The organism is Celeribacter ethanolicus, from assembly GCF_001550095.1.
GTDB classification, from domain to species: Bacteria; Pseudomonadota; Alphaproteobacteria; order Rhodobacterales; family Rhodobacteraceae; genus Celeribacter; species Celeribacter ethanolicus.
Genome location: NZ_LRUC01000046.1, coordinates 63,639 through 78,044, shown reverse-complemented (window position 1 = coordinate 78,044; position 14,406 = coordinate 63,639). Strand labels below are relative to the sequence as shown.

The following is a 14,406-nucleotide window of genomic DNA, read 5'->3' as shown; positions in this document are numbered from 1 at the left end:
GAACTTTTTGAGAACATTCGCGAACAAAATGGAATTACGCGATGCGAGTTCCAACTAACCCACTGAAATCAAACGAATCTCTTCGTCCTTCCCCATGAGCCACAAAAGCACACGTACTGCCGCCCCGCGCTCAGTCTGGAGCTTCGGATCGTCATGTAAAAGCTTGCGTGCATCCGATTGCGCCAACGCCATCAGCGCCGATTGCCGCTCCAGATCCGCCACGCGAAACCGTGGCAGCCCGGATTGCGCCGTGCCCAGAACATCGCCCGCACCCCGCATGGCAAGGTCTTCCTCAGCAATCCGAAACCCGTCCTCCGTCTCGCGCAGGATCTCCAGCCGCCGACGCCCGGTCTCGGTCAGCGGAGGTTTGTACATCAGAAGACAGGTCGAGGCGACATCGCCCCGCCCGACCCGTCCACGCAACTGATGCAACTGCGCCAGACCGAAAGCTTCCGCGCGCTCAATGACCATGATTGACGCGTTGGGCACGTTCACCCCCACCTCGATCACCGTCGTCGCCACCAGAACCGACAGCCGTCCAGCGGCGAACTCCGCCATGGTCCGGTCCTTATCCTCGGCGGCCATCTGACCGTGGACCAAGCCGACCTGACCCTCCCCGAAAGCGGAGCGGAGCGTCTTGAACCGCTCTTCGGCGGCCATCATGTCGACCACTTCGCTTTCCTCGACCAGCGGGCAGACCCAATAGGCCTGCCGTCCCTGCGCAATCGCTCCTCTCAGATGCGCGACCACCTCGTCCATCCGTTCGATGGAACTCAGCGCGGTCTTGACCGGTGTTCGTCCGGGCGGTTTTTCGTCCAGCACCGAAACATCCATATCGCCATATTGCGCCAGTGAGAGCGAACGCGGGATCGGCGTCGCGGTCATCACCAACACATCCACAGCCTGGCCTTTTTGCGCCAGCGCCAGACGTTGCGTCACTCCGAACCGGTGCTGCTCGTCGATGATCGACAGCCGCAGATCGTGAAACGCCACATCCTCCTGAAACACCGCATGGGTGCCGACCAGAATGTGAATATCGCCACGTTTGAGAGCCGCGAGCTTGTCCTCGCGTGCGCGCCCCTTGTCCCGCCCGGTCAAAAGCTCCAGCACCACGCCTGCCGCCTCCGCCATCGGGCGCAAACCTTCAAGGTGCTGACGCGCAAGGATTTCCGTGGGAGCCATCATGACACCCTGCCCGCCTGCCTCGACCGCGACCAGCAGAGCCATCAGCGCCACAAGCGTCTTGCCCGACCCGACATCGCCCATCAACAGCCGGTTCATCCGCAAAGGCGTCGCCATATCGGCGGTGATCTCCTCCATCGCGCGGGCCTGCGCCCTGGTCGGCCGATACGGCAGCGCGGCCAGGACCTTGCCCCGCAGCGCGCCATTGCCCTCATTCGCCCGTCCCTTGCCGCGCCGCACCTGCGCCCGGGCCAGAGCCAGCGTCACCTGATGGGCAAACAATTCGTCATAGGCCAAGCGTTGCCGCGCTGCACTCGTGGGCGACACTTCGCTTTGAGACAAGGGCCGGTGCGCCTGATCCAGGGCCACGTCGAAATCCGGCCAACCTTCGCGCGCCTTCAGCGCCGGGTCGATCCATTCTGCCAACTCCGGCACCCGCTCAAGCGCCGCCGCACTGGCTTTGGCCATGGTTTTCTGCGTCACGCCCGCCGTCAGCGGATAGACCGGTTCGAACCCCGGCAATTCTCCCGCCTCCTCGGGCGACAGGATGTGATCGGGATGCGGCATCTGGAACTGGCCGTCATACATCTCGACCTTGCCGGAGATCAGCCGCCGTTCGCCCACCGGCAATTGCGCCTCGATCCATTTCGGCGCACCGCGAAAGAACACCACCTGAAACGCCAGTTCGCGGTCCTCGACGGTCACCCGGTACGGCAGCCCCTTGCGGCTCGGCGGCTGGTGGCGCAGCACGGTGACTTCGACCGTGGCAATCTCCCCCGGCGCGACCTCGCGCAGACTGTCGCGCCGCCTCCGGTCCACCACCGCATTCGGCAGGGTGAACAGCAAATCACGAGGCCGCTCAATCCCGAGCGCGGGCAAGAGCTTCGCGGTTTTAGGTCCGACACCCGCGAGGGTTTCGAGGCCCGCGAACAGCGGAAACAGGATATCTGGCCGACCTGAATTCATGCGTCCCCGATCAAAGCGAGCCAGCCGTCTTCGTCCAGCAGTTCAATGCCCAATTCGCGGGCTTTTTTCTCTTTCGAGCCAGCCCCCGGACCGGCCACGACCAAATCGGTTTTTGCCGAGACCGAGCCTGAGACTTTCGCGCCAAGCGCCTCGGCGCGGGCCTTGGCCTCTGCCCGGGTCATCTTTTCGAGCGTTCCGGTGAAGACCACGGTCTTGCCACTGACCGGACTGTCATTTTGCGGTTTTTCCGCCTCGATGGGCCGGAGATGCGCGACCAGACGGTCGATGGAGGCACGTTCGGCCTCCTGATGGAACGTGGTGATCACCGAGGTCGCCATGACCTCGCCCACACCGTCGATCGACAGGAGATCGTCCCATTCCGGCCCCGTGCCCACGGTTGCGGTTTTCATCGCACTCTCGAAGTTTTCCCAGGTGCCATAATGGGTTGCAAGCAGATTTGCAGAACTTTCCCCAACGTGCCGGATGCCTAGGCCGAAGATCAGCCTGGCGAGCGGAATGTCGCGGCGGGTGTCGATGGCGTCGAAGAGGTTGAGGGCGGATTTCTCGCCCCAACCTTCTCGGTTCTTCAGTTGCAACAGGTTTCCGGGGCCGAATTTCGCTTTGAGTTCAAAGATGTCGGCGGGTTCTTTCACCCAACCGTCCTTATAGAACTGCTCCACCTGTTTCGCGCCCAGACCCTCGATGTCGAACGCACCGCGCGAGACGAGATGTTTCAGCTTTTCAACAGCTTGCGCGGGACAGATCAACCCGCCGGTACAGCGCCGCACCGCGTCGCCCTCTTCGCGGATCGCATCCGATCCACACTCGGGACAGGTTGTCGGAAAAGCGTATGGCAACGCGTCGGACTTGCGTCGGGCAAGATCGACGTCGGCGACCTTGGGGATCACGTCACCGGCGCGGTAGACCTGCACCCAATCGCCGACGCGAATGTCCTTGCCGCCGCGAATTTCTTCGCCCTTGCTATCGAGACCCTTGATGTAATCCTCGTTGTGCAGTGTCGCATTCGAGACGACGACACCGCCGACGGTCACCGGGGTCAGACGCGCCACCGGAGACAGCGCCCCGGTGCGACCGACCTGAATGTCGATGGCCTCCAACCGGGTCCAGGCGAGTTCCGCCGGGAATTTATGCGCAATCGCCCAACGCGGCGTGGTGGAGCGAAACCCGAGACGGTGTTGCAGGTCGAGCCGGTCGACCTTGTAGACCACCCCGTCGATGTCATAGCCGAGCGTGGCGCGCTGCGTCTCGATCTCATGATAATGTGCGATCAACTCTGAGATGTCGGTGAAGCGCTTGGTCAACGGGTTGGTCTGAAATCCCAGTTCGGTGAGGCGGTGAATCGCGCCCATCTGAGTATCGGCTAACGGCTCGGAATGTTCCCCCCAGGCATAGGCGAAGAATTTCAGAGGCCGCGCACGGGTGATCTCGGCATCGAGCTGGCGCAGGGACCCGGCGGCAGCGTTGCGCGGATTTGCGAAGGTCTTGCCGCCGCGCTCGGCATGGCGAGCGTTCAGCGCCTCGAAATCGGCATGCGACATGTAGACCTCGCCACGCACTTCGAGAATCTCGGGCGCACCGGTCAGCTCCTGCGGAATGTCGGCAATGGTGCGGGCATTGGCGGTGACATTCTCACCGACCTCGCCATCGCCGCGGGTGGCGGCCGAGACGAGTTTGCCCTGCTCGTAGCGCAAAGAAAGCGACAGCCCGTCGATTTTCGGCTCGGCGGTATAGGCGATCTCGCCCGGAGCGCCGAGATATTTGCGCACGGAACGGTCGAATTCCGCCACATCCTCGTCGTCAAAGGCATTCGCGAGCGACATCATTCGCACGGCATGGGTGATCTTGCCAAAGCCCTCGGACGGGGCCGCACCGACCTGCTCGGTCGGGCTGTCGTCGCGTTTCAGATCGGGAAAACGTGCTTCAATTTCGGCATTTCGGCGCTTGAGCGCATCGTAATCGGCATCCGACATCACCGGCGCATCGTCCGCGTGATAGGCCGTGTTGGCCCCGGCCAAAAGATCCGCGAGCCGCGCAAGCTCCGCACGCGCCTCCTCCACGCTCAGCGCAGAGGTGGCTTTTGTCGCAACAGATTTTTCCTGTGCCAGATCGTCAGCCATGAAAATACCTCCCCGCAGATGCCTCTCTCTGATTTAGGAGAGGGGCGCGGGGAGGTCCAGTATGATATCCACGGAGGTGAGAAAACGTCTCGACGGGTTACGGGACCGGCGGCGCAGATACCGCCGGGTACAAATATCTCGCCCGATGGCGTCAGGCCCCGATCGCCATCTGTTCGTCGCCATGGCTGCTACCAGGTTCCGGATCGCGCAGCACATAGCCACGGCCCCAGACGGTCTCGATGTAATTCGCACCGTCGGTGGCGTTGGCGAGTTTCTTGCGCAGCTTGCAGATGAACACGTCGATGATCTTGAGCTCGGGTTCGTCCATGCCGCCATAGAGATGGTTGAGGAACATTTCCTTGGTCAGTGTCGTGCCCTTGCGCAGCGACAGAAGCTCCAGCATCTGATATTCCTTGCCGGTCAGATGCACCGGCTTGCCGCCGACGGAGACGTTTTTCGCATCGAGATTGACCTCGATCTTGCCGGTGCGGATGACCGATTGCGAATGGCCTTTCGAGCGACGGATGATGGCGTGAATGCGGGCGACCAGTTCCTCACGATGAAACGGCTTGGTCAGGTAATCGTCGGCGCCGAAGCCGAAGCCCTTGATCTTGTTTTCGGTATCGTCGGCCCCCGACAGGATCAGGATCGGCGTGTCGACGCGCGCGAGGCGCAATTGCCGCAGCACCTCATGGCCGTTCATGTCGGGCAGCCCGAGATCGAGAAGGATCAAATCGTAATCATAAAGTTTCGCGAGATCGATCCCCTCTTCGCCAAGGTCCGTCGTGTAGACGTTGAGGTTGGCGTGCGACAGCATCAATTCGATGCTTTTCGAGGTGGTGGGATCGTCTTCGACCAGCAAAATACGCATAACCTTGGCTCTCCGTTTTTCTTCCAATGACGTTCTTGTTGCGTTCGCTTGTTAGGAAGATGGCTAAAAATGGTTAACTACACGTTACCAGATTTAACCTTTTTCGAATTTCAACTCAAGGTTGTCTATATTTCTGCACAGAGGTGGCTTTCAGCGCCGCTTCGCCGTGCTCCGTGATGGCATTTTTCCACGAATTGAACTCTTCTTCGGACAATCCATACATTTTCAGCGCCTCGGTGACGGGAATCAAGCCGAAGACCACCCCCTTCACCACGGCCGCCTTTCGCGAGGCGACCCAGCGGCGGGTGTCCTTCGGCGGCAGATCGGCACGGGTCATGATCGACCCATCGGGAAGGGTCACCGCACGGGGGCCATCGACTTTCTTGAGATACATAACGCTCACCCTCATCTTGAATTGCACAGCCTTTGTGCCGCAATCCTCTTAATGGGGGGTGAAGCCGGGACTTGAGAATAGCTCGAATTTTCTTATATAGCGGAGCAGTTCCCGAAAGGATTTGTTCATGTTTGACGACGGCGCACACCCGCTGAACTCTTTGGGCTTTGCCAAGCCCCCCAAGGACACCCGCGTGGTCGTGGCCATGTCGGGCGGCGTCGACTCGTCCGTCGTGGCGGCGCAACTGGCCGAAGAAGGCTATGACGTGGTCGGCGTGACTTTGCAGCTCTATGACCACGGCGCGGCTCTGGCCAAGAAAGGCGCCTGTTGCGCGGGGCGTGACATTCATGACGCGCGGCGCGTCGCCGAGGAGATGGGCTTCCCGCATTATGTGCTCGATTACGAGAACATCTTTCAGGATGCCGTGATCGACGAGTTTGCCGACAGCTATCTGGCGGGGGCCACCCCCGTGCCCTGCATCCGCTGCAACGAACGCGTGAAGTTCAAGGATCTGTTGAACACCGCGAAGGATCTCGATGCCGATTGCATGGCGACCGGGCATTATATCCAACGCGTGATGGGCGAGAACGGGCCGGAGTTGCACTCCGCCGCCGATCCGAACCGCGATCAGAGCTATTTCCTGTTCTCGACCACGCCGGAGCAGCTTTCCTATCTGCGCTTCCCTCTGGGCCATTTGCCGTCGAAGGATGCGACGCGGGCGCTTGCGGCGAAATACGGGCTTTCCGTGGCGGACAAGCCCGACAGTCAGGACATCTGTTTCGTGCCCAACGGCAATTACGCACAGGTGATCGAGAAACTGCGCCCCGGCGCCGCCGAACCCGGCGAGATCGTCGACCAAAACGGCAATGTGCTGGGCACCCATAAGGGCGTCATTCACTATACGATCGGCCAGCGCCGCGGGCTTGGCATCGGTGGGCTGGCCGATCCGCTTTATGTGGTGAAACTCGATGTCGACAACCGGCAGGTGGTTGTCGGCCCGAAAGACATGCTGGCGACCCGGACGATCCCGGTGCGGGAGATCAACTGGCTGGGCGATGAGCCCTTCATGTCTCGCAAGGAATGGGTGCTCGACGTCAAGGTGCGCTCGACCCGCCCGCCACGCGAGGCCATCGTCCGCCCGATCTCGGAGACCGAAGCGGAGGTCGAACTCGCGACCGCCGAAGAAGGCGTCTCGCCAGGTCAGGCCTGTGTGTTCTACGATCCGGAAAGCCCGCGCATCTATGGCGGCGGCTGGATCTGGAAAGGACGCTGAGATGAAACGCCTCGCTTTGATCTCCCTCCTGCCAGTGTCTGCTTTTGCCGATCCGTCGACGGAATGCTCTATCGGCCTCGGCTCGCAGGTCGAGATCGCCGATTGCGTGGCCGAGACCGAAAAGCGGGCAGACGCGGCGCTCGAGATCATGTTGGGCTTTGCCCGCAGCTCCGCGCAGGAGCTCGACGAAATCACCGGGCGCGATGTGGCCCTGCCCGCTCTGGAAGCGTCGCAAACCGCGTGGCAAACCTACCGCGATGCGCAATGCGACTCTGTCGGCGCGGGCTTTGGCGGCGGCTCCGGCACGGGGATCGCAATCCGGTCGTGCCGGGTCGAGCTGACCCGCGCACGCACCAAAGAGATCGAAGACCAGATCAACTGATCAGTTGCGCTGAGTGGGAGACAGACTCACCAGATAGGCCGCAAGATCGGCGTTGTCCCGATCTGTTCGGTCCTGATCGAAACGGGTCTTGTGCGAGGCAAGAAACGCTGCGATTCGCGACGCGTCCTCGGGCGCGAGGACCATTTCTATCGTCCCGCCATGACATCGCGCACATTTTTCGGCATAAATCTCCGCCCCACGGGCGGTCTCTGCGACCAAATCCCCGACCGTCAGGTCATCGGCCTGCGCCGACAGGACGCAAAACATCAAAGCAACACAGAAAACGGCTCGACCCATCGCACACCTCCGGCGATCACACTACGCCTCGAATTGACCGAGCGCAAAGAATCGCCGCGATGAGTCGCCTTAGCCTTCTCCTCATGGTTGCAATGGAGGGCTGCGCCATGACTTCGCCTATGAAATTCTGCCAAAGCTGCGGCATGCCTTTGTCCCAGGACCCCTTGGGCGGCGGGCGCAATGCCGACGGAACCCGGTCCGATCATTTCTGCTCGTTCTGCTATCTCGACGGTGCATTCGTCGATCCCGACATGACCGCGCAGGACATGCAGACACTCTGTTCCGGGAAACTGCGCGACCATGGCACATTGGCCCTGCTCGCCTGGCTCAAAACACGCCACATCCCGCATCTGGAACGCTGGCGCGACGCCGCCTGACGTGTCCCTGCGTTTCCTTTGCTGTGAAAATACTCAGGCCACGGCCCGCGCCTCGGAGATTCCGTCCAAGACGGCGCGCGCCGCCCGAAGCCCCGGAGCCTCATCGCCACGCCCGAGCCGTTCCATGGTCAGATTCATGGCCGCGCGCTGCTCGTGCCCCTGAGTGTTGACCACATGCGACAGGCTCGCCGCGATCTTCTGCGGGATACAGTCGGGGCCAAGGAATTCCGGCACCACGCGGCTCTCGGACACCAGATTGACCAAGGTCACCGTGTCGACCAAAAGCTTGCGCTTGACGATCTGTTCGGTCAGCCAGTTCATCCGGTAGGCAATCACCATCGCCGTGTCATTGGCCGCCAGTTCCAGAGACACCGTCCCCGAGGCCGCCAGCGCCACATCGGCACCCCGGAAGGCCACGGATTTGCTTACCGGGTCGGTGAACAGCTCGACCTCGACAGGCCAATCCTTGATCGCGGCGCGCACATGATCCTCAAGCCCCGGCGCCACCGCCAGCCAATAGCCTGCCTCCGGGTGGGTCTTGGCGAAATGCCCCAAAGTCTCGCCAAAAATCGGCGCAAGACGGCTGATCTCGCCTTTGCGCGAGCCGGGCAGGATCAAAACGACGGGCTTGTCGATCAGATTACAGGTGGCGCGCAAGGTCATCACCGCGTCGAAGCTCGCCACATCCTCGGTCACCACCGGGTGACCGACGAAATCGCACCGGAGCCCCTCTTTCTCGAAATAGGGCGGCTCGAACGGAAACAGCGCCAGCACCTGATCCACGCGTTTCGCCATCTTCGCGGCGCGTTCGGGCCGCCAGGCCCAAACGGTGGGCGCCACGTAATGGCAAATCCGGATGTCGCTTTCGGCCTTCACAAGGTCGGCGACGCGCAGGCAGAAATCCGGGCTGTCGATGGTCAGCACCACATCGGGCTGCCAGTCGAGAATGGCCCGCGCCACCTCGCGGATGCGGCGTTTCAAGTGGAAATATTTCGGCAGGATCTCGGCAATGCCCATGAGCGACAGCTCGGACATCGGAAACTGGCTCGTAAGCCCCTCCTCCGCCATGCGCATGCCGCCGACGCCGCGAAACTCGACCTCTGCGAGAGATTTCAGGCCCGCCATGGCGGCCGCCCCCAGCTTGTCGCCCGAGGCCTCGCCCGCGATCACGAACACCTTCACCGCTTTCTCGGTCATTGCGCCTTCAGGAACAGCCCCGCCTCCTTGATCCGCGCTTTGATCCGTTCCTGTTCCAGGACAATCACGCCCCCCGCAGGCACCACAATGCCGCCAATCCCGGCGGAGATCAGCTTTTCCACCGTCTCGATACCGATGGTCGGCATGTCGATGCGCAGGTCCTGCCCGCGTTTCGGCGCCTTGACGAAAACGCCCCTGGCCCGGCGCAACCGCTCCGGCGTCGCGCCCACGAAGGACAGCATCGCATCGGTGCCCTGAACCGTCTCGATCCCCAGCATCTGACCCCCGGCACAGACCGCGCCCTGCCCGACATCCAGCGGCGACAGCGCGTCGAGCACCTCCTGCGCGCGTGCAGCGTCATCGAGGTCTTCGCGCGACGGTTTGCGGCCCCAAAGCGTGTCGGGCGCAAGCAAAAGATCGGGACGGATTTCGGTGGCGGCGCGGATCAGAAAGCCCTGATCCTCGAACAGCGCCAGAACCTCGCGCAGCAGCGCATCATCGCCCTTGCCGAGTTTGCGGGCGAGGCGAAAGGCGTGGTGATCCAGTTTCATCGGATTGATCTTGGGCCGCGCCATCGCGCCCGCAAAGACCACCGCGCCGACGTCGTGGGATTTCAGTTCCTTGAAGAGCTTGCCGAGCTTCTCGATCCGCGCGGTGACATGGTCGATCCCCTCCGGCACCGCCGTCTCATCGAGCGTGACATAAACGGGCTCATTCAGCGCCTCGGCCAAAAGCCGGGGCAGCGCGCCCGAGCCGGCGATGATCGCGGTTCGGGTCATCGCGGGCCTCACTTCGGGGTCAGGAAACCACGGTCGCTCTCGCCCATGACGAAGGCCACCATGCGCGCGACGTAATCGCTGTCGAAATCTTCCGTCAGACGCTGGGCGCGGTCCTTGAACGAGCCTTCGCCCTGTTTGAGCATCTGGAAGGCGGCGCGGAGCTGGTTGATGTCGTCCCGATCAACGCCTTTGCGTTTGAGACCCACGAGGTTCAGCCCATCCAACTCGGCGCGCGGCCCCTGCACCAGCGCATGCGGCAGCACGTCGGAGGTGACCATGGAAAGCGCCCCGACAATGGCACCCTGCCCGATCCGCACCCATTGGTGGATGCCCGACAGCCCGCCGATGATCACATCGTCCTCGATATGGCAATGACCGGCCACTGCGACCGAGTTCACAAGGATCACCCGATCCCCGATCTGCGCGTCATGGGCCACGTGGCAGGACGACATGAACAGCCCGTCATCGCCGACGCGCGTCACGCCGCCACCGCCCTCGGTGCCGGTGTTCATCGTCACGTATTCGCGGATGCGGTTGCGCTTGCCGATGACGAGTTTCGTCTCTTCGCCCTTGAACTTGAGATCCTGCGGGATCTCTCCGATGGAGGCGAATTGAAACACCGTGGTGTCCTCGCCGATCTCGGTGTCGCCGGTGACGACGACATGGGATTTGAGCGTGACCCGGTCAGAAAGCCGCACCTTCGGGCCGACAAGGCAGAACGGGCCGATCTCGCAACCCGCGCCGATGACGGCGCCCTCTTCGATCACCGAAGACGGATGAATTTTGGCGCTCGGGTCGATCATGCTCATCGTCTTGCCCTCAGGATTTCGGCGTCAGGTCCATCATCGCGGTGAACTCGGCCTGACAGGCCAGTTCGCCGTCGACCTCGGCGCGGCCGTCGAATTTCCAGACCTTGCCGCCGCCGCGTTTCACCGTGACATGCATCTTGAGCTGATCGCCGGGAACCACTTTGCGGCGGAATTTCACGCCGTCGATGTTCATGAAATAGACGTTGAACACCTTGTCGGCCAAATCCATATGGACACCGACCATCACCGCCGCGGTTTGTGCCATGGCCTCGACGATGGTCACGCCGGGCATCACCGGTTCGCCGGGGAAATGGCCCTGAAAATGCGGCTCGTTATAGGTCACGTTCTTAATGCCGGTGCAGCTTTCCGGGCAGACGATGTCCACCACGCGGTCCACAAGCAAGAACGGGTAACGATGCGGCAGGATGCGCTGGATCAGGTCGATGTCGGCGACAGTCGGTTTGGTGGTCGGTTGGGTGGTCTCGGTCATGTCTTGTCCCCGGCTTGGCTCTGGGCCGTCTTTTGTCTGGGCCATCTTCACGCCTCGGACCCGTCCCCGGTCCGGCCCGCACGCGGCCCTTGAGCGGGCGGGATGGCATTTTCCCACAATGCTGTAACAATCGCGGCAGGGGCTGACAAGCGCCCTCAGTCCGGCTCCGATGCCGCAGGCGCGTCCGCCTCCTCCGCATCGAGCCGCTCAATCAGAAGCCCCGAGACATCTATGGCTCCGCTCATCAGGTAGACCTGCCCGCGCTCGAACACCAGAACCGCGCCGAAATCGCGCGCAAGACCGGTCAGCGCCTTGTTCATCTCCTCTTCGAGCCCCGCGAGCCCGTCGTCATATTGCGTCTGGATCGCTTGCGCTTTCTGATCCTGTTCGGCCCGGATCGCCACGACCTTTTCGTCGAAGGCCTGGGCCCGGGCGCGGAATTCCGCCTCGCTCAGGCTGTCACGAATGTCGGCCAGAGCCTGCTCTTCGGCCTCGAGTTCGTCATAGATCCGCTTGTTCTCCTCAAGAAGCGCGTTGCGCGCCGCCTCGCCACGGGCCTCCAGCGCCGCACCGGCCGCGCTCGAGGCGATCACCCGGTCCCGATCGAACACCAGCACCGGAAAGACCAGCTTGGTCCTGACCTTCTCCGTTTCCGGCGGCACGGTCGCGCCCGTGTCCTGCGCCCGCACCGCCAAGGGCGCGAAACACAGGGCAAGGCTCAGGCCGAAACACAGGCCAAAGGTCGGAAACGCCGCACGCCGCATCCAGAGCCTCCGTCAGAAGCTCGAGGAAATGGTCAGATCGAAGCTCTGTTCCTTGTCGTAGTCTTCCTTGTCGAGCGCCTTGGTGAAGTTGAATCGCAACGGCCCCATCGGCGTCGTCCAGAAGATCGAGGCCCCCACCACGGAGCGCCAGTTCAGATCGTCGGAGCCCGCGATGATATCCGTCGCGTCATCCAGCCCCCAGACCGAGCCGTAGTCGAAGAACAGACCGCCGGAGAGACCGTATTCCTCCGGCAGACCGAGCGGGAAATTCGCCTCGAGACGTGCCACGGCATAGTAATTGCCGCCAAGCGGCAGGTCGTTGTTGGACGAGCGCGGCCCGATGCCGCCCGGCTCGAAGCCACGGATGATCGAGGGCGAGTTGAAGTAGCGATCAGTGATCCGGCTGTCACCATCGGCGTCGATCACCCCGCCTTCGAGGGTCGCGCGCAGTGTCACCTCTTCGTGCCAGACCTTCATCTCGCCGGTCAGTTCGGCGGAGGTCTTGATGTAATCCGTGTCACCCCCGATCAGACCGGCAAAATCCTGACCGAACTTGAACAGCATCCCGGCATTCGGGTTCAGCCCGCTGCGACGGGTGTCGTAGCTGTAGGAATAGCCCAGGGAATGGGTCGTGAGGCGCCCGGCGTCGATGTCGTTCTGGATCTGCACCGGATAGGTGTAACCCGCGTCGGTGTAATCCTCGTCCTCGACGATCTCGGCCAGCTCGGCCCGGTAATTGACCGTCAGCGCCCCGTTTTCCGACACCGGGAAGGTCAGGCGCGGCGAGACATAGGCCCGGCGGGTGACATATTCCGCATAGGACGGCTGCGACGACCCGATCCCGGCGGACAGCCCGAAGGCCACATCGCGCCCGAGGAAGGCCGGCTCGACGAAGTTGAAGCTCAGGCTGCCGTCATTGATGTCGGTCGTCAGGTTGAAGGACAGGCGTTGCCCGCGCCCGAGGAAGTTCGCCTCGCTGAAGGAGGCGATCAGGTTGGCGCCCTCGGAAACCGAGTAGTTGCCGCCGAAGGAGAACGAGCCCGTCGGTTTTTCCGTCACGTTCACATCGACGATCATCTGATCCTCGGCGGAGCCCTGACGGGTGTTCACATCGGCATTGGAGAAATAGCCGAGCGCGCGGATGCGTTCCGCCGCGTCGCGGATCTCGCGCGGGTTGAACGGGTCGCCTTCGACGGTCTTGAATTTCTGCCGCACCACGCGGTCGAGCGTGGTGGCATTGCCCTCGATGTCGATGCGTTCGACGAAGACCCGCGGCCCGCGCACCAGCACGAATTCGATGTCGAGCGTCTGCGCCCGGTCGTTGCGTGTCACCCGCGGCTCGACCCGCAGGAAGTCGATTCCCTTCGCCGTGGCCAGCGTTTCCATCCGTTCGATGGTGTTGTCGACGGCGAGCGGCGAATAGGTCTGTCCCTCACGGATCTTGTTGACCTTGAGGAATTCGGCCCCATCTGCCTCCGCGATCTCGGAGGCGACGGAAATCTTGCCGAACTCGTATTTCTGCCCCTCACGCACGTTGAAGGTCATGAAATAGGCGTTGCGCTCGCGCGAGAATTCGGCGGCGACGTTGAGCACCTGGAAATCGACATAGCCGCGCGAAGTGTAGAAATCGGTCAGCACCCGCTTGTCGAACTCGACCCGCTCTTCGGCATAGGTGTCGCGCCCCACGATGAAACGCAACAGCCCGGCCTGCTTGGTCTCGAGCACCCGGCGCAACCGGTTGTCGGAATAGCTGCGGTTGCCGACGAAGCTCAGACGCTCGATCTCGACCCCCTTGCCCTCTGTCACCTCGAACACCACGTCGACGCGGTTTTCCGGACGGCGGATGATCTTCGGCGTCACCGTTGCGACGAGCTGGCCCTTGACCTCATAGGCCCCGGTGAGCGCGGCGGCATCGGCCTCGACGACCGCCGGCGAATAAACCCCGCGGACTTTCGTCTGCAACGCCGACATCAGCGCCTCGTCGGACACTTTCTTGTTGCCTTCGATCGCGATGGCCGAGACGACGGGGAATTCCACCACCTTGATCACGAGCGTGTTGCCGCGCGGGATGAATTCGACGGTCTCGAACAGGCCGGAGGCCAGCACCTTCTGATAGGCGTCGTTCAGTTCGGCGGCTGAGACGCCCTGACCGCGGGCGATTCCCGCGTAGGACAGGATCGTGTCGGGCGACACCCGCTGTGCGCCTTCGACGGACACAGAGGTGAATCGGTAGGCCTGGGCCGCGGCCGGGGTCGGAAACGCCGTGTAAGACACGGACGTGACAGCGAAAGCCGCGAAGGACAGAGCAAAAGCGCGGGCCGCGAAACGCGTTGCCCCACGGGTCGGACGATCATTGAATGCGAACATGGCAGCTTTCTCGAAATTCCCCACAAGTCCCTAGCTGAGTACCGGGATTGCCGCCCCTTGTCAAAACGGAACGCGCCGGTCACGCCACAGCATAAAGGCCTTCGCCGAAAGCGAAAGCCC

Annotated in this window: 14 protein-coding genes; 3 read left to right on the top strand and 11 right to left on the bottom strand. The window is 62.4% G+C overall.

Annotated elements, in window-relative coordinates; genetic code table 11:
• Window positions 1–54: 54 nt before the first annotated feature.
• From recG to sciP, 4 genes are all read right to left on the bottom strand, one after another.
• Window positions 55–2,148 (bottom strand): ATP-dependent DNA helicase RecG, encoded by a 2,094-nt coding sequence (gene recG / locus NH195_RS16965; protein ID WP_066709699.1) that lies wholly within the window; start codon window positions 2,146–2,148, stop codon window positions 55–57.
• Window positions 2,145–4,286, bottom strand: a complete 2,142-nt coding sequence (gene ligA / locus NH195_RS16960; RefSeq protein WP_066709695.1) for an NAD-dependent DNA ligase LigA — start codon at window positions 4,284–4,286, stop codon at window positions 2,145–2,147. The genes recG and ligA overlap by 4 nt, the downstream gene beginning before the upstream one ends.
• A gap of 151 nt (window positions 4,287–4,437) precedes the next feature.
• Entirely contained in the window at window positions 4,438–5,157 is a 720-nt protein-coding gene (gene ctrA / locus NH195_RS16955; RefSeq protein ID WP_066709692.1) for a response regulator transcription factor CtrA, read from the bottom strand.
• A gap of 115 nt (window positions 5,158–5,272) precedes the next feature.
• A complete protein-coding gene (gene sciP, locus NH195_RS16950) occupies window positions 5,273–5,551 on the bottom strand; it encodes a CtrA inhibitor SciP (RefSeq protein WP_066709690.1) in 279 nt (92 codons plus the stop codon).
• Window positions 5,552–5,678: 127 nt separating this feature from the next.
• On the opposite strand from sciP, the gene mnmA reads away from it, so the two are divergent.
• Both mnmA and NH195_RS16940 read left to right on the top strand, forming a co-directional pair.
• Window positions 5,679–6,824 (top strand): tRNA 2-thiouridine(34) synthase MnmA, encoded by a 1,146-nt coding sequence (gene mnmA / locus NH195_RS16945; RefSeq protein ID WP_066709687.1) that lies wholly within the window; start codon window positions 5,679–5,681, stop codon window positions 6,822–6,824.
• 1 nt (window position 6,825) lies between these two features.
• Window positions 6,826–7,206: a lysozyme inhibitor LprI family protein gene (locus tag NH195_RS16940; protein WP_066709682.1), complete on the top strand. Its 381-nt coding sequence runs from the start codon at window positions 6,826–6,828 to the stop codon at window positions 7,204–7,206.
• Here NH195_RS16940 and NH195_RS16935 read toward each other — a convergent pair whose 3' ends face one another.
• Window positions 7,207–7,503, bottom strand: a complete 297-nt coding sequence (locus NH195_RS16935) for a c-type cytochrome (RefSeq protein ID WP_066709679.1) — start codon at window positions 7,501–7,503, stop codon at window positions 7,207–7,209. It lies immediately after the preceding gene.
• Window positions 7,504–7,610: 107 nt separating this feature from the next.
• On the opposite strand from NH195_RS16935, the gene NH195_RS16930 reads away from it, so the two are divergent.
• Window positions 7,611–7,880, top strand: a complete 270-nt coding sequence (locus tag NH195_RS16930) for a zinc ribbon domain-containing protein (protein ID WP_238379792.1) — start codon at window positions 7,611–7,613, stop codon at window positions 7,878–7,880.
• Between the two features lie 33 nt (window positions 7,881–7,913).
• Here NH195_RS16930 and lpxB read toward each other — a convergent pair whose 3' ends face one another.
• The 6 genes from lpxB to bamA form a co-directional block, all read right to left on the bottom strand.
• Complete coding sequence (lpxB, locus tag NH195_RS16925; protein WP_066709675.1) at window positions 7,914–9,077, bottom strand: lipid-A-disaccharide synthase; 1,164 nt, start codon at window positions 9,075–9,077, stop codon at window positions 7,914–7,916.
• The gene (locus tag NH195_RS16920; protein ID WP_066709672.1) at window positions 9,074–9,856 is read right to left on the bottom strand and encodes an LpxI family protein; all 783 of its coding nucleotides are present in this window, start codon (window positions 9,854–9,856) and stop codon (window positions 9,074–9,076) included. The genes lpxB and NH195_RS16920 overlap by 4 nt, the downstream gene beginning before the upstream one ends.
• Window positions 9,857–9,864: 8 nt before the next feature.
• On the bottom strand, window positions 9,865–10,665 hold the full coding sequence (gene lpxA, locus NH195_RS16915; protein ID WP_081423994.1) for an acyl-ACP--UDP-N-acetylglucosamine O-acyltransferase: 801 nt from the start codon (window positions 10,663–10,665) through the stop codon (window positions 9,865–9,867).
• A 10-nt stretch (window positions 10,666–10,675) separates the two neighbouring features.
• Entirely contained in the window at window positions 10,676–11,155 is a 480-nt protein-coding gene (fabZ, locus tag NH195_RS16910) for a 3-hydroxyacyl-ACP dehydratase FabZ (RefSeq protein ID WP_066709666.1), read from the bottom strand.
• Window positions 11,156–11,310: 155 nt separating this feature from the next.
• Window positions 11,311–11,919 (bottom strand): OmpH/Skp family outer membrane protein, encoded by a 609-nt coding sequence (locus NH195_RS16905; protein ID WP_066709664.1) that lies wholly within the window; start codon window positions 11,917–11,919, stop codon window positions 11,311–11,313.
• A 12-nt stretch (window positions 11,920–11,931) separates the two neighbouring features.
• Window positions 11,932–14,286, bottom strand: a complete 2,355-nt coding sequence (bamA, locus tag NH195_RS16900; RefSeq protein WP_066709657.1) for an outer membrane protein assembly factor BamA — start codon at window positions 14,284–14,286, stop codon at window positions 11,932–11,934.
• Window positions 14,287–14,406 lie beyond the last annotated feature (120 nt).